Origin of the sequence: Brevibacillus sp. AF8, assembly GCF_021270385.1 — a bacterium.
Lineage (GTDB): Bacteria > Bacillota > Bacilli > Brevibacillales > Brevibacillaceae > Brevibacillus.
Window position 1 is genome coordinate 40,260 of the sequence record NZ_JAGQDN010000008.1, and the last position, 16,928, is coordinate 57,187.

Sequence of the window (16,928 nt, forward strand, 5' to 3'; positions counted from 1 at the left end):
GTTGTCAACGCTGCTTATCATTACTTTCCGTGCAAAAAAATAGGATCTATCCTGATAAAGTAAGGTGGGATAAAGATGTTGCAAGAGAATGCCAATCTTCATGTTCCAGACAGATGTATCTTTCTCGTTACCGGGGTTATGGCTTCTGGAAAATCAACGGTAGCTCAGTTACTTGCTGAAAAGCTGAATCGAGGCGTCCATCTGCGTGGTGATTCGTTCCGACGAATGATTGTAAATGGCAGAGAGGAGTACATGCCTGAACCGTCAGAAGAAGCCATTCGACAGTTGCGGTTGCGCTACAAAATAGCAGCCTCTACAGCAGACACTTTTTTTGAAGCAGGATTTAATGTCGTTGTACAGGATGTTGTGATCGGCCCCTTTTTGGGCGAATTTGTTGAAATGATTCGGAACCGTCCGTTGTATGTTGTAGTACTCTCGCCAAGCGAAAAAGCAATTGAAGAGAGAGAAGCTTCCCGTTCCAAAACAGGGTATGGTGCTTGGACGATTTCCCACCTCAATAAAATCTTGCAAACCGAGACACCAAAGCTCGGCATGTGGATCGATTCTTCCGAGCAGGCACCTCAGGAAACGGTGGAGGAAATCTTACTCTCCATGAAAAAGCCTGAGTTCAGTGACATGCCGAACTCAGGCAACCAAATCGTCTAACTTCTTACACTGCGTACATCGTTGGCCAGAAGTACTCTACGCCTTCCGCGTACAAGAACGCTTGGAACTTTTTCAGCTCATCAGGAGTGTTTCGAACAGCGCGAGGAGTCAAGCCATATTGCAAGCAATAAGCTGTCAAATAACCAGCTACTTCACCAACGTTCCACTCTACTGGGTGGAGACGGAAGCATCCATTTGTAATATGCGTAACCCCAAGATTTTTGCCCGCTGGCAGCAGGTTATTTACACGCACAGGGATTAAGCTGCCCAACGGAATTTGGAACGGATAGGTAGACACATCGACGTAATTGCGGTTCGCTGTACTCGGATGTAGATCGATTCGGTAACTACCGACTCCAACGGAATCTTCGAAAGCCTCTGCTTTGCCTGTTTTGCGGACAAATGCACTCACATGCTGCTCCAATACGGTGAATTCGGCTTTGATCCGGCGGGATTCACGAATATACGGATACATCGCCAGCCCATCCTCTGTTCCTACTACATCCTTGCGCAGTCGCAGGCCTGGATACCCTTGTCCACCATCTGGGCGAGGAGCCTCTGTTTGCATCCAATACAGAAGGGAGAGACTCAGCTGTTTACCACCGTAAAGGTGACGCTGACGCTCTTCCTCTGGCACATCGATGATCGAGCCCAACCAGTAATCATTTTGCGGCCAGTTAACGAGCGATACACCACTCTTGTACAAACCGGTTTGGAAGTTTTTCGGATCAGCAACCTGACGATACGTAAAGAGCGGAAAATATTTAGTACCCGGGAACAGCTCATATCTTACAGATTCAGCAGTATTTCGCGGGTTGGAACCTGTCCAGCTGAGCAGCTTGTCCGGCCAAAAATCTGCTTTGTAGTTTCTCCAGAAGTCATACGTTTCCGGTTTGGCAATTGTATGATCTTCTCCCTCCAAATAGTCCATGGCAAAGACATACGTAAACGCCTGAATATCATTTGGCTGCGGCGGTCCGACAACAGCATTTGGCTCTCCCGTTTGATCAACTGATTCAGCGCCAAGCACATATTCGACGCCGGCTTGCGGGAGAACATCTCCACATTCTGTCGCGTCCAAGAAATAAGGTGCTACCAATTCATGAAAATCATGATGCTTCTTATCTTCGACCGTGATCGACAAGACATTATCGCCATCCATGCGAACGGCATGCAGCTTATGATTAGTCAGAATAGTAAGTCTACCACTGTTAATGTACGGAGCAAGCATCTGATAAAAAACAGCCAGTGCTACTTTTGGTTCGTGGCAAAGGCGACTTACGGAACCGTTACCAGGGTCAAGATTCGGAATGACGCGTGCTTCTGCCGTCATTGGGTAATGGTTGCGATAATAGTCACGCACGCTGTCACGGAATGTGCGATAGCTGCGCGTGCAACCAAACTGTTCGATCCATGGATGCTCATCTGGAGGTACCGCCTGACTCGTAAATTGACCGCCAATCCAATCGGTTTCCTCCGTCATAATGACTGATTTTCCTGATTTCGCTGCTGCCAGTGCTGCTGCGCAGCCACCAGTGCCTCCCCCAATAATCACCACATCAGCATGAAGTTCTCTCATTCTACTTCCCTCCACATTTTCTGATTTTTGGTTGTTTCTGTCAGTTAATACGCAAAAAATGACAATACGTTACAATTTTCGCAAAAAACACTAAATATTTTTTATCAGCTTCTACTTGTGCAAACTTTGTCTCTGGATCTATGCCCCTAATTTCCCCTCAGAGTGATGACCCTTTTCATCCCCTTCCAGCTGTCTCTTACCAAGCCTGAATTCCCCATCTCCACGCCAAACTTGTGTATTGAAGTGGAATCGTCTAAGCAAAAACAAGAACGTGTGTTCTTATACAAATATATACGAACAGGATGCGAACAGTCAAGAAATTACTCCCTTTTCTTTCTATTTTTTGTAAAAATACAAGCGACAGAAAGCACCGCAAAGTGAAGATAAGCACAAAAAATCCCTTCAGCGTGACTATCTCAGCATGAAGGGATTTTAAATCGTCTTTATTTAAACAAATTAATCGTGGTAATAATGATCGGCATCGCGAACACATCAATCAGGAAGGCACCAACGATCGGAACGACCAAGTATGCTTTTCGCGAAGGACCAAATCTTCCCGTTACGGCCGCCATATTCGCCATTGCGTTTGGAGTAGCGCCCAGACCATGGCCTGTAAAGCCTGCGACCATAACTGCGGCATCGTAGTTTTTGCCAAGCAAACGGAACAGGACGAAAATCCCGAACAAAACGATGAATACTACTTGAACAAATACGATCACGAGCATTGGAAGCGCTAGGTCGGCAACTTCCCACAGCTTGATGCTCATCAGTGCCATGGACAGGAAGATTCCGAGCGTCACATCACTGATCAGGTTGATGCTCTTCATGTCGATTGCTTTTGGATTGAGCTTATCTACGATGTTACGGACAATCACCGCTACAAACATCGCTCCCACATAACCCGGCAGAACAAATCCGGTTGCAGTCGAGAACAGCTCTCCCAAATACGTTCCCAATGCCATACAGAATGTAATCAGCAGGACTTGGATGAAGAAGGTATTCGAGTGAATCGGTTGTCCTTTTTCTTCTACTGTCTCTACTACTTCTTCCGTTTCCGTCGGCTTCAGATCGTATTTGGCAATTAAATATTTCACAGTCGGTCCGCCAACCAAGCCCCCTGCTACGAGACCAAAGGTAGCTGCTGCGATCCCAATCGCCAACGCAGATTGAATGCCCATGTCCTCAAGCGTTTGTCCAAAAGCACCAGCTGCTCCATGTCCACCTTCCATGGAGACAGCTCCTGCCATCATCCCGATCAATGGATGAATACCGAACACGGAAGCTAGTGACACACCGATTACGTTTTGTGCCAGAGCCAGAAATCCACAGGCGATCCAGTAAATAACGAGCAGCTTCCCGCCAAGCTTGATCAGCTTAAAGCTCGCTCCCAATCCAACAGTAGTAAAAAACGTAAGCATGAACAAGCTTTGCAAGGAAGTATCCAATGTAATTTGTAAAATTCCGGTCGCTTTCAAAGCTGTTGCAATAATAGCGAACAACAAGCCCCCAACCACTGGTGCCGGGATGCAAAACTTTTGCAAGAAACTAGCCTTTTTTACGAGGAAAGTACCTAATACGAGAAGTGCTACTGCGAGAAAAATCGTCGTTACTTGATTAAGTGCTAACGTCATAGTTGTCTCCCCTTAGTTGTTCTCTAGTAATCCCATGATGGCTTCATTCGTCAAGTAAGCACCTAGCTTTACGGTTCTTCCGTTTTCATCTAAAACCGGATTCACTTCACAAATATCAAAAGAAAGCGTTTTCTTATGAGTGGCAACGGCACGGATCAAAGTGCGAACAACCATTGGTGTTAAGCCGAAAGGAGATGGCGCACTTACTCCCGGTGCAAAGGCTGCGTTTAAAACATCTGTACATAGCGTCAGCATGACATGATCGTGTTTTTCAATGAATTCGCTTACAGATAAACTAATTTCATCCATTCGCGCGTCTGTCATCTCTTCTTCATACACATAGCTCACACCGAGCTCATCTGCTTTATCAAATAGCTCTTGCGTATTGCCATAGCGCTGAATCCCCAACACAAAATAGCTGCTATTTTTGTCATGCTCTAGTATTTGCCGAAACATCGTCCCAGATGAAGGCTGAACTTCATAGGAACGCAAATCGAAATGAGCGTCAATATTGATAATGCCCAGGGAAGCCTCTTTTCCAATATGCTTGCGGACACCGGCGTAATGTCCATACAATGTCTCATGGCCTCCGCCTAAAATAATGGGCGTCATGGCTTTGGAAAAGATTGCAGAGACGGCGTTCCCCAATTCTTCCTGAGCTGCTTCCAGCTCTTCGTTTGGACAAACAACATTCCCCACATCTACAATACGTTTCCCTTCCTCCACCTTCCAAGGAAGGCTTGCAAGCGCTTGCCGAATTGCGTTTGGAGCCTTGGCTGCACCTAATCTTCCTTGATTGCGCCTCACTCCCTCTTCACATTCAAACCCAATGATAGCGACTGTGCGATCCTCGGCAGCTTGCAATGTATCCAAGTCCGTTATTTCTACAATCTGATGGTAGCGAAAACTGCTTCTTCTCTCCGTATGGTCAGTCCGGCCGGTCCACAAATCTGCTGATACATTCTTTGGCAAGCTATTCATCCTTTCTGAACCTTTTGTTTATTGATTATATAATGACAAACTTATTATTTCTAATATATAATTCAAATAAATTGATAGCTTTATGCTATAAATAAGGGTAGGTGCCCCAGTTGGATATCAAACATTTGCACTATTTTGTGACAGTTTGTGATCAGTTGAGCTACTCCAAAGCCGCACAAAAACTGCATATTTCGCAGCCTTCCTTAAGTAACGCGATCAAAAATCTGGAGCAAGAAGTCGGCTCTCCACTGCTCGAGAGAAACACGAGAAAAATGGAATTGACGGATGCTGGTAAAATCTTGTACCAGAAAGCATTGCTGCTTCTTTCCCAAATGAACATGCTAAAAAAAGAGATGGAAGAAGTAAAGCTAACCGGGAGCGGCGATCTTATCATCGGCATCATAGAGTCCGTAAAGCATTGGATTCCAAAAGTCATTCGCGGATATCAGGGGCGTTTTCCCTCGATTAACATCAAGCTAATCGAGGTTCTGAGCGGGAAAGCTGTAAAGGAATCACTGCGGAAGTATCATACGCATTTGCTCATAACCAACCAATTCATCAATGAAGAAGATATTGAATCCATTGCTCTGTATGATGAGCGCTTAATGCTGGTGCTGCACAAGGATCATGCGCTGGCAGAAAAGGAATCCGTTCGATTAAAAGACTTGGCTAATGAGCCATTCATCATTAGTACAGAGGGATTTCAGACAAGGGAGGATATTTTAACGGCCTTTTCGTTTGAACAAGTCGACCCGCAAATCAAATTTGAGATTGAGCGCTTTGAAACTGCATTGACGTTAGTGAGGGAGAATTTGGGGGTAACGATTATTCCTGAGAACTATTTGTCTGGATCAACAGATGCTTCACTCGTTCGGAAAACGATTGATTCGCCTGCGTTGGAGCGGACGGTTTATTTGGCGTACTTGAAAAATCGTTATTTGGCCCCGGCTGTGCAGGCTTTTCTGGAGGAGGTTCGGGGAAAGTTTCCTTCCAAAACATAGCGAATACTCTCTCCTCGCTTGCATACAGCTTCTGCTCCATCTTGTCCTTGGATATGTAGAGGGATCAAAAAGATGATAGAAATACTTCATGCCATCTTTTCCAAATACTTTTACATGGTGAGTCAAACCATTACACAATTCCCACTTCTTTATATATAATTGGGAAAGTCTTGTAAATATTCAAAAGCAGGTGATCCTTTGATTCAAGTAGGCGATGCTTCATCAACCTTTTTTGTGTTCCTCCCGATCCTTCTCATCTTATTTTTAAACGTGATTAATATCGTCATCAGTATTTGGGCATACCGTGATGCGAGGAGACGTGGGAATAGCAAGGAGTTCTCCATCATCGTGCTGATTGCATTATTGTTTTTTCCCATTATCGGGTTGATCGTTTATTTGGTGATTCGGAAAGATAAGTTTTGAAAAGTAAGGAATTCTCTTTTCCTTCCTTTTTTATTTTTTCTTCGTATAACCTCTCTCTCATTTCCCGAAATAAAAAAAGCAGTCAAACAGGAATAACCTTCCTGCTCAACTGCTTGATCAGAAAATATGATTAGGCTCTCGTCACATTGAGGATCAGATCGTTCTCAAATCCACCGATTGAGATGTCAGAATAGCACTTGAGCATTTCTGTTAGCATCACCTTTGCTTCCAGTCTGGATAGTGGTGCTCCCAAGCAGAAATGGCAGCCTTTTCCGAAGGTTAAGTGCTTGTTGCTATTAGGTCGATGGATATCGAATTGATCTCCCTGTGCAAAGGTATGTTCATCACGATTGGCAGAACCGAGCCATGCCATGACGATCTCGCCTTTTTTCATCAGACTTCCAAACATATCCGTGTCTTCTTGCACCTTGCGCATCAAAACCTGTGCTGGCGGACGGAAGCGCAATACTTCCTCGATCGCTTGATCTACCAGTTGCGGATTCTCCCTTAATTCACGATAAACGCCTGGTCGATCCAGTAAAAAGCAGTAGAAAACACTGAACAAGAGCGTACTTGTCGTTACATTTCCGGCAAGCAGCAAACTGATTGCAATATCAATAATCTCAGGGTCAGATAGCTTTTGGCCTTTATATTCTGTTTGCGTTAAGTCGGAAAGGAAATCTTTTGTCGGGTTCTCTCTTTTTTCTTGAATGATCGGAGAGAGATAAACAGCCATTTCCTTCATGATTTCTTCCTTTTTGAGGTTAATATCCTCATGCGTTTCGCGTGTCCCGGAAGCGATGAGAACATCTGACCATTGTTTGAACAGCATCCAATCGCTAGACGGTACACCGAGCAAATCGGCAATGACAATCACTGGCATCGGGGTTGCGAGATCACCTAAAATTCTGATGCTTTGCTTTTCTTTTACTTCCTCTAATAGATGACGTGAAATTTCTTGAATGCGCGGCTCCCACTCCTGAAGTGTTCGGGTTGAAAAGGCTTTTGTATAGAGAGCTCTCCTTTTTCCATGATCAGGCGGGTCCATCTCTGTGATGCCCTTTTCTTTCAATGCGAGGGAACCAGCAATTCGTTTGCCTGTATCGCTTGAAAAGAGGTGATAATCGGTCAGCACGCGCTCGACATCCGCATACAGAAATACGTTCCAAACCTGTTGCTTTTCATCATAATGTACCGGGCTATTTTTTCTCATTTCTGCATACCAGCCATAGGGTTCAAACTGTTGTTGCAGATTCTCCGCACCTGATATTTCATTGGGGAATACTACTTTATTCATTTCATTCACTCCTTATTTATATGGATGGGTATGTGCTGCAAGCTGGCTACTGTCTGTATGATTTGATATCCTCTATCATGGTATCGAGGAGTTTTTCTATTAGCCCAACGTCTGTGTTCGATTCAAAGAAGGAAATATTGAGGGTTATGCACTCTTGATAGGTACTGACTCCAAGCATCAGTCCTGGTGCGTAATAGGCTGGTGATACGATATATGCACCTGCGACTTTCACATCATCGAATGATAGCTGACTCATACTAATCATACCAAAATTTGATAGTATTGGTGTACTATTACCATCTGCTACAAGTTGTTTTCTTACATCCTGTATGATCTTCAAGGTGTGATGGAACTCTAAATTTTCCACAAAGGCAAACGTGTTTACCGCATCGTGCAGAATGTCTTTATTATCACGTTGACTCTTCATGAATTCCGCCACTTCTTCTACCTTATCTGCAAATGTCCCTGTTGCTTGATTCATTGTGGCATGAACAACTCCAGACAAGTTGTAAATAGCGTCTGCCTTGCCCTTGGGTAAGAATTTTCTTACATTTACAGTCACCATGACTTTGACCTGCTCATCCGGAACATTTTCCATCTGTTGATATAAAGCTCGCATGTAGGCAGCCAGTACCACATCATTTACCGTGAACCCTTTTTGTTTAAATCCTTGCGCCAGCTCCAGCCACTCTTCGCCCGGTATTCTGCGAATGGCTTGTCTCCTTTTCGCTGGTTCTCCAGGCGTAAAAGGAAGTGTTGGCCCCTGCGGTTCGGGAGCTTGCGGCGTCCCGCCATTTGGGATACCCATTTCCTTGAACAAACGGCTCTGATCCCTCCCCTCAAGGTTTGGCTTGGGAACGTAGCGCGGGTCTTTGGCTAGCTCACTATAAAGCGAAGCTAACAAGTGAACATATTCGATCAACCCTGCACCATCACTGCATAGATGATTCAGTTTGATGCAAACGATATCTTTGGTCGAGGTCCGCAGAATGCGAATTTTGACCATCGCATCAGCATCGATGTCTATTGGGCTCGACAGCCACTCCTGTATGGCTTTCTCTGCGGAATCGGACTCACCGAGAAGTTGCAAGGAACACCAACCGCTTGACGCCAAATCGCTGCGTCGCTCCCAATAAGGGCGGACTGAATCTTTTATAAAGCGGCAACCAATGATAGGTTCCGCAATGGTGCTTGCCTCCATCGCTTGAAGCAATCGCTGTTGATTCACCTGTCCGTCCATTTCCAACACCATTTGAAGCTGGCAATCGGAAAGATAGCTGACCATGTAATTAAACCTGTCACTTCCGTTTGCAGGCAGTCGGTTTGGGATTGCCATGTTCTGATTTACCTCACTGACATTCATTTACGAAACACCCCTTTACCTACAATTTTTGAAAGAAAAACAGTCAGGAAAAAATATCCTGACTGTCCTTTTTATCAGCAAATCCCAGAGATTCTATCGAATTGATACCTTGTATTCCTCTAACCACATGTTTATCTGGACGAGATATTCGATCAGCTTCGTTGATTGAGCGAGATTCATAGGTGCTTTTCCATCCAGTACAAATTGGATTACAGACTTATTAATTAAAGGTAATAGAGGCGAATTAGGATTGGCTAGAATTTGTTTCATATGGTCCAGAATCGCATGGTAATACTCCGGATGATAGGTCATCGGATATGCGCTTTTGTTGCGATACAATACTTCCTGCGGCAAATATCCTTTGTACGCTCTGCGAAGCAAGCCTTTTTCGATTTGATCAATATTTTTTACTTTCCATGGGACATTCCACAAATATTCAACCAGACGGTAATCACAATAGGGAACACGTACTTCAAACCCCGTATACATGCTCATTCGATCCTTGCGATCCAATAGCAACGGAAGAAAACGCGTGATAAAGAGGTACGACATTTTGCGCTGTTGAGCTTCCAAAGCTGTCTCCCCTTCCAAAGGGTGTACCTCTGCAATCCCTTCTTCGTACCGCCTGCGAAGATATTCTTGTGGGCGAATCTTTTCGATGGCTTCTTCATTTAAAAATGAGCTCCACCCGTCATGCTCCATCCAAGGGAATTTCCCTGAGTTCAAGAATTTCTCCTTCTGAAACCAAGGGTACCCGTTAAATACTTCGTCTGCCGATTCACCTGATAGCGAGACGGTCGCTTTTTTCTTCATTTCCCGGCAGAACAAATAGAGCGAGGTATCCGTCTCCCCTAATCCTGGGAGATCACGCGCTCTCAACGGCATATGAAAATGAGTAATCAGATCTTGGGCGTTGAAGGTAATCTCTTGATGCTTGGTTTGTACATGCTCTGAGACTGATTTTGCCCATGGCGCGTCCAAACTAATGTGAAGCAAACCTTCTTCAAAATGCTGATCATTGTCAACAAAATCTACCGAATAGGTTTGCAACGTTTTCCCTTTTTTACGGAGCTCCTCAGCGGCTAAAGCAACCAAGCCACTAGAGTCCAAGCCCCCAGACAGCATACTAACCAATGGCAGGTCAGAGATTAACTGACGTTTTACCGTGTCTTGTAACAGACCGCGTATCGTTTCTGTCGTTGTCTCCATATCATCGGTATGCACCTTGCTCGCCAGTTTCCAGTATGGCCTTGTTCTGATTTGATCCTTCGTGACTGTTACACAATGTCCAGCTCGCACCTCCCTTACATTGCGGAAAATGCCAAATCCAGGCGTTCTCGCCGGACCGAGTCCGATAATATCCGCTAACCCATCCGCTTCTACCTCAGGCTTTACTTTTGGATGGGCGAGCAAGGCTTTCAGTTCAGAACCGAACAAGAACGAGCTCCCTCGTTGACAATAAAATAATGGTTTTACACCCAAGTGATCACGTGCTAAAAACAAGCGATGATTTTTTTCGTCCCAAATGGCGAATGCAAAAATTCCATTGAGATGACGGACACATTCCTCTCTCCATTCCAAAAAAGCGTGCAGTAATACTTCCGTGTCAGAATTGGTTTGAAAGGAGTGCCCAAGCAGCTCTAACTGGCGGCGCAGGTCCAAGTAATTATAGATTTCGCCATTAAACGATAAGACACACGTCTGATCTCCTTCTCGGTAGATCATGGGTTGCTTGCCGCCTTCCGGGTCGATCACGATCAGGCGCCGATGCGCAATCGCTGCCCGAGGAGACAACCAATACCCCTCTTCATCTGGCCCACGATGTTGGATCGCTTGAGCCATTTTGTGCAAAATAGCATGCTGGGATGTCAAATCGTCATCCCAATCAAGCCATCCCACAATTCCACACATAGTAACCTCTCCTCTTGTTCGCAAATTTAGTGTTGGGGATGATGCGTTATCGCATTGACTAACTCATTTACCTTTTGCTCTGGGTTCGCTACCAATCCTTCTAAAAGAGCATTCAAGTGCTGCAGCATCCTGCTAATTTCCTTATCGTTGAAGAAACGTCGATAGTAGTTGATATGCAGGACCAAAACTTGTTCATAGAAAAGGATTTCCACTCGTAATGGATGCTCCGTCTGCGCAATCGAATCATAGATGGTAGCGCCGAGGACATCATTAAATCCTCTAAACACGGAAGAGAAATCAGGGAGCTGTTCGCTTACCAGATAGCTGTCAAATAAAAGCCGATCTCGTGGAATATCGCACCACTCGTATATTTTTTTCAGCGGCGTGTACTCGTATTGACTCGTCTCTACCACTTTCGACTGCATGTTTTGTAGCCAAGACAAGAACCTCATGTTTTGCTCAACGCTCACGCGAATGGGCAAAATATTGAAGAAAAGTCCGACAGAATGTTCGACCTCCATCATCGCTATGCTGCGACCGGAGAAGATCGTACCAAATACAACATCTTCCTTGCCGCTGTAATGATGGAGCAGCAATGCCCAAGCCCCCTGTACCAATGTATATGGCGTCAGATGATACTTCTTGGACAAGGATAACAGCGCCGAGGAGACTTCTGGCGATACAATGAACCTTTCTTGAGAATAGGGAGGCTCCTCGGCAGACATATTCTTCTTGCTCGCTTGTGCCCATTCAAGCGTGGAGCTGGTCATTCCTTTCAGATTCTTCTTCCAAAACAGCTCCGCATCCGTTAAGTCCTGCTGTTTTTGTAGCGCAACATAATCCCGATACGGATATACAGGCACAATATCAATCGCCTTCCCTTGGGAAAACGCTTGATAATATTCGAATAGTCTTTTAACGATCAACGTATAGCTCCAACCATCCTGCAACATCAGATTGAAGACATAAATAAAGTAGTAGACATCCTCTCCTACTTGAATAAGAGCAAGATGCGCATGTGGTGCTTTGCCCATCTCAAATCCTTGTTGTCTTAGCTTTTGAATATAGGATTGCAATTTTTCGTGTTGATTTTCTTCCGGAATGTCCCGCCAATCTTCCTGCTTGATGTGGATATCCACTTTCTCATGAACGATCTGCATCGGTTCATCCAGCTCTTCCCAGATGAAGGAGGTTCGCAAGGCAGGGAATTGTTGGATGAGATGCTGCCATGCATGCTCGAAAGCAGCTACATGGAAAGGGCCGCCCTCTATGCGAAAAGCATGATGAACCACATTCAAACCGGGTTCTGGATGATGTTTGTATCGATAGAGCATATTTTCTTGCATGATCGTCAGCGGATAAACATCCTCCATGTATGGGTTGTCTGCTTTTATCCGATCCAACTGATGCTTATCAAGAGTGGGTAACTTTACTGCTGTTGCCGTTCGCTTCGCACTTTGAGTGGAACCCCCACCTACAACCTCTGCCAGTTCAGCTATGGTTTGGAATTGGAAAATCTGCTGTGGAGTCATTTCCAAACCGAGTTGTTTTGCTCTCGCAACCACTCGAATGGTATGAATGGAGTCCCCGCCCAATCCGAAGAAGTTATTATGTATGCCAACCTTATCCAAGCCCAATATTTCAGCCCAGACATCGGCAAGAATTTTTTCCGTCTCCGTCGTTGGCGGTTCAAAATCCCCTTCCATTTCTGGCACTTCCATAAGCGGCGCAGGAAGCGCTTTGCGGTCCAATTTACCATTCATGTTCACGGGCATTTCCTTGATAAACTCAAAGATAGACGGAACCATGTAATCTGGCAGCTTATCCCGTAAATAACTGCGCAGCTCTGGAATGAACTGGCGAGCAACTCTGTCTGTCAAAGGATCGTTCGCATACGTTTCGATCGGTTGATAGTTTCTCGCTGGACGATGCCACGCGGTGACCACTGTGTTACGCTGTCTTTTTTCTAGTAAATGCTCAGGTCGGAGCACAGCTTCATAGCTGCCATCCCCGCAATCGCCCATCCAAGCGATATCTACACGGTATCGAAGCTCAGCGCCCAACCTCCAAAGCTCCTCCGGGTCTATTCCAGTGCTAGGATGGTTCTGATCTGTTCTCAGCTCTTCCACCGTTTTGAGAGCATCTGGGTCAGCAAGTAATGACTGGTATCGATTCGCCCTGTCCAACCGCAAATTCGGGATTTTCGTAAGTCCTAAGATTTGCGGTTTATATTTGGTCATGATTTGACGAAGTCCATCAATATTTCGGAATCCCTCCTCATGCCAATCCAGCCATGCAAAGTCTTCGATTGTCTGCACTTTTTTGCCGAGATGAAGAATCACATCATAGCGATAGCGAGTTAATTCATTATGATGACTTCCGCGCTTCAGCTTGATTTCTACATGGCTGATTTGATGCAACTGATCTTGAAGCGCATAGAAAAAGGCAGGATCGATAACCAGCTCCTGCTCTTGTCTCATTCGCTTTTGTACACGGCGTTTCAATTGATCGGTGGTCAATGTCGCCGGTGACTTTTCCATCTCAACCTCAGTGAGGAAGGTTTGCAGTAAAGAAAGATTACGAACATCACCGACAAAGATTGCTCCTTTGTCATTCATGGCATGTATGGCCTTTTTCAGCACATCCAACAGGTAGTTCGCATCCGGGAAATACTGCACGACAGAGTTGAGCACGATCACATCGAACTTCTGTCCCTTTAGTCCACTAAAATCATCCGCATAGCTCTTACGCAGTGTGACATTGGATAAATCCTCTCTTTGGTTGATCAGATTCGCAGTAATATAATCCAAAGCCATCGAAGAAAAATCCGTACCCCAATACTGTTCACAATGAGGCGCAATTCGAGATAGCAACAGCCCTGTACCGCACCCGATCTCGAGTACCTTTTTCGGTTGCAAGGCAAGGATACGATCCACCGTCGAATGGACCCATTCACGCATTTCTTCCGCTAAAAGGGGTTGACCCGTATAACTGCTGTTCCAGCTGGTAATGTTGAAATCGGCTTCATATTTATTTTCATCATCATAGGCTTTATCAAAGACATCCTGCCATTCAGATACCTGTTCCGCAGGAAGTGCTTCTTCTGTTGCCACTTTCAATTTTTCCTTGGACTGAGAATCTGGCACGATATAAGATACCAACTGCTTATGCCCTGGTCGCTGCTCGGATTCATGAACGATCACTGCCGCTTTTTGTACATGTGGATGTTCATCTAGTACAGCTTCAATCTCACCCAGCTCGATACGGAACCCTCTTAGTTTGACCATAAAATCAATGCGCCCCAGATACTCGATCGTTCCATCCGGCATGTAACGGGCCAAGTCACCTGTTTTATAAAGGCGCGCTCCCTCTACGTTGCTGAACGGATCAGGGATGAATTTCTCTTCTGTCAGCTCAGGGCGGTTATAGTATCCGCGAGCCAGTTGCACGCCACCAATGTGCAGCTCACCGGCAACACCGACGGGAACAGGATTCAGGTGCTCGTCTAACAGATAGATTTGGGTGTTTGCCACAGGGCGTCCAATCGGCACTGATCTAAGCTTGCTTCCTTTTTGACACGCCCAGTACGTGACATCAATCGCCGCTTCTGTAGGACCATACAGGTTGTGCAACTCCGCATCGAGACATTCGAAAAAGCGCTCCTGCGTTGAATAAGATAAGGCTTCCCCACTGCAAATGACTCGTCGTAGCGTATCGCAGCCGCTAATTTCCGACTCCTCAAGGAACACTTGCAGCATCGAAGGGACAAAGTGCATGGTGGTAATTTTCTCTTTTTTGATCAGTCGTGCCAGGTAGGTCGTATCTTTGTGACCTTCTGGACGAGCTACTACCATGCAGGCGCCCGTCATTAATGGCCAGAAAAATTCCCATACCGACACATCAAAGCTGAAAGGCGTCTTTTGCATGACCCGGTCGGTTTCATTTAGCTGATATTGTTCCTGCATCCACAAAAGTCGGTTGACGATACCGCGATGAGTGTTCATCGCACCTTTTGGCTTGCCTGTAGAGCCTGAGGTGTAAATCATGTACGCCAAATTGTCGCTGTTGACTTCGATTGCGGGCGCCACATGGTTCTCCAGGTTGATTGTCTCCCAATCTGAATCGAGGCAAATGAGTTGTCCACCGTATTCAGGCAGCGTGTTCTTCAGCCCTTCCGCGGTCAAGAGGAAGGAAGGATTCGCATCCGTGATCATAAAAGCCACCCGATCTTGCGGATAGCTCGGATCTAGGGGAACGTAGGCACCGCCTGCTTTGAGGATACCTAACAGCCCAATAACCATTTCAAAGGAGCGCTCCATATAAATGCCCACAAGCGTTTCCGCTCGTACACCCTGTTTCTGGAGATAGTTCGCCAGTTGATTCGCCCGTTGATCCAATTCACGGTAAGTGAGTTGCTCCTCTTCAAAAATAACGGCTGGCGCATCTGGAGTTTTGACAGCCTGCGCTTCGATTATTTCATGAAGACACATATGTTGCTCTGGGTAGTACGTCTTCGTATCGTTCCATTCAACCAACAACTTTTGCTCTTCAGCCGCGGTCAAAATCGGCAGATCAGCAATCGGCTGGTTCGGATTCGCGACAATACCTGCCAGTACGATTGTAAAGCTCTCCAGTAGACGACTAATTGTCGATTCATTAAAAATATCGGAATTGAACTCAACGTCGAGGTCAAGGATATCTCCTTTTTCTACAACTTGAATCCAGAGATCAAACTTGGAAGTGTTGTTACGGAACTCTTCAAATTTGACCAAGGAAAAGCCTAATGCAGACATGTCCGATTTTTTCGGCATAGGAAAGTTCTGCAACACAAAGCAGACTTCAAATAGTGGATTTTGACTCATATTACGCTCAGGCTGTAATTCATCCACCAATCGTTCAAACGGTACATCTTGATGTCTGTATGCGCTGTTCGCCGTATCTCTCACACGTGACAGCAGTTCTCTAAAGCTTTGATTGCCGGAAACATCCGTTTTGAGAACCAACGTATTTACAAAAAAGCCGACCAAATTCTCTATTTCCACTCGGTTACGGTTCGCTACGGGCACTCCCACCCGGATATCATTTTGCCCGCTGTAACGGTGCAACAATATCTTTAACGCGGTGATCATGACCATATACAGCGTGGCATTTTCTTGCTCGCTCAGCGCTTTTATGGCATGGGAAAGGGAAGAGGGAATCTGTAGTTTTAGGCTTCCTCCTTGAAACGTTTGGATGGGAGGTCGTGTACGGTCTACTGGCAGCTCTAACGCGCTGCTTTCTTTTCCAAGGGTTTCTCTCCAGTAAGAAAGCTGTTTCTCCAGCACTTCTCCTTGAAGCCACTCCCGTTGCCAGATGGAAAAATCCGCATACTGGATCGGAAGCTCAGGCAATGGGGAAGGCTTGCCCGCGAGATATGCCTGATAAAGCAAAACCATCTCTCTGAAGAAAACCCCGACTGACCATCCGTCTATGATGATATGGTGAACGTTCAAAAGTAAGATATTCAAATCCTCGCCGAGTTTGAATAAAGTAACACGCAGCAAGGGTCCTTTGGTTAGATCGAAAACATACATGCTTTCCTCTTTCGCGAGTCGGCGAAACTCATCTTCTCTCTCCGCCTCGGGATATCCAGTAAGATCGACAAGGGGAAAAGGAATTTGCAAGGAAGGAGCAATGAGCTGATACGGCTCTCCGTTTGCGACTTGAAAGGTGGTTCGCAGTGCTTCATGGCGCTTCACAATCTCATTAACGCACCGCTCCATGATGTCTGTGTGAAGCTCACCCGACAGATGGAAGGCCGCAACCACATTATAGGCAGGACTGTTTGGTACCAACTGGTCTAAAAACCATAGTCTCTGCTGGGCAAAAGAGAGGGGCACGAAGCCCTCTCTTGAACGGCGCGGAATTCCCGTCTTTTTCGTCTCCAGTTTTGAGCCTTTCAGCTTTTCCAGCAAGGCCAGTTTCTTCTCGGAAAGCTTTGACCTGCTCTCGGCAAGTATCTCATCTCTTGATTTAGCTGATTCCTTATCATTAATCATCGGATTGCTCCTTCCTACCTGTTGATTCTGCTGCCGTA

Annotated in this window: 10 protein-coding genes; 3 read left to right on the plus strand and 7 right to left on the minus strand. The window is 45.7% G+C overall.

The annotated features are described in order from the left end of the window. Window positions 1-75: 75 nt before the first annotated feature. A complete protein-coding gene (locus KB186_RS12905) occupies window positions 76-666 on the plus strand; it encodes an AAA family ATPase (RefSeq protein ID WP_173608306.1) in 591 nt (196 codons plus the stop codon). 4 nt (window positions 667-670) lie between these two features. Here KB186_RS12905 and KB186_RS12910 read toward each other — a convergent pair whose 3' ends face one another. The 3 genes from KB186_RS12910 to hutG all read right to left on the minus strand — a co-directional run bounded on the left by KB186_RS12910 (window position 671) and on the right by hutG (window position 4,857). Next, window positions 671-2,245, minus strand: a complete 1,575-nt coding sequence (locus KB186_RS12910) for an FAD-dependent oxidoreductase (RefSeq protein ID WP_173608307.1) — start codon at window positions 2,243-2,245, stop codon at window positions 671-673. A gap of 443 nt (window positions 2,246-2,688) precedes the next feature. Then, a complete protein-coding gene (gltS, locus tag KB186_RS12915; RefSeq protein ID WP_047068478.1) occupies window positions 2,689-3,876 on the minus strand; it encodes a sodium/glutamate symporter in 1,188 nt (395 codons plus the stop codon). Window positions 3,877-3,888: 12 nt separating this feature from the next. Next, window positions 3,889-4,857 carry a formimidoylglutamase gene (gene hutG, locus KB186_RS12920; RefSeq protein ID WP_173608308.1) on the minus strand — a complete coding sequence of 323 codons (969 nt, stop codon included), beginning with the start codon at window positions 4,855-4,857 and terminating at the stop codon, window positions 3,889-3,891. Between the two features lie 110 nt (window positions 4,858-4,967). On the opposite strand from hutG, the gene KB186_RS12925 reads away from it, so the two are divergent. Next, window positions 4,968-5,858: a LysR family transcriptional regulator gene (locus tag KB186_RS12925; RefSeq protein ID WP_173608309.1), complete on the plus strand. Its 891-nt coding sequence runs from the start codon at window positions 4,968-4,970 to the stop codon at window positions 5,856-5,858. Between the two features lie 198 nt (window positions 5,859-6,056). After that, the gene (locus KB186_RS12930) at window positions 6,057-6,281 is read left to right on the plus strand and encodes a PLDc N-terminal domain-containing protein (protein WP_173608310.1); all 225 of its coding nucleotides are present in this window, start codon (window positions 6,057-6,059) and stop codon (window positions 6,279-6,281) included. 130 nt (window positions 6,282-6,411) lie between these two features. Here the strand turns inward: KB186_RS12930 and KB186_RS12935 are convergent, their stop codons facing one another. From KB186_RS12935 to KB186_RS12950, 4 genes are all read right to left on the minus strand, one after another. Beyond that, entirely contained in the window at window positions 6,412-7,578 is a 1,167-nt protein-coding gene (locus KB186_RS12935) for a cytochrome P450 (RefSeq protein WP_232773758.1), read from the minus strand. Window positions 7,579-7,624: 46 nt separating this feature from the next. Then, window positions 7,625-8,941 (minus strand): condensation domain-containing protein, encoded by a 1,317-nt coding sequence (locus KB186_RS12940; RefSeq protein ID WP_232773759.1) that lies wholly within the window; start codon window positions 8,939-8,941, stop codon window positions 7,625-7,627. Between the two features lie 93 nt (window positions 8,942-9,034). Then, window positions 9,035-10,852 carry an asparagine synthase (glutamine-hydrolyzing) gene (asnB, locus tag KB186_RS12945; protein ID WP_221869045.1) on the minus strand — a complete coding sequence of 606 codons (1,818 nt, stop codon included), beginning with the start codon at window positions 10,850-10,852 and terminating at the stop codon, window positions 9,035-9,037. 26 nt (window positions 10,853-10,878) lie between these two features. Then, window positions 10,879-16,890, minus strand: coding sequence for a non-ribosomal peptide synthetase (locus tag KB186_RS12950; protein ID WP_232773760.1), 6,012 nt, complete (start codon window positions 16,888-16,890; stop codon window positions 10,879-10,881). Window positions 16,891-16,928: the final 38 nt, after the last annotated feature.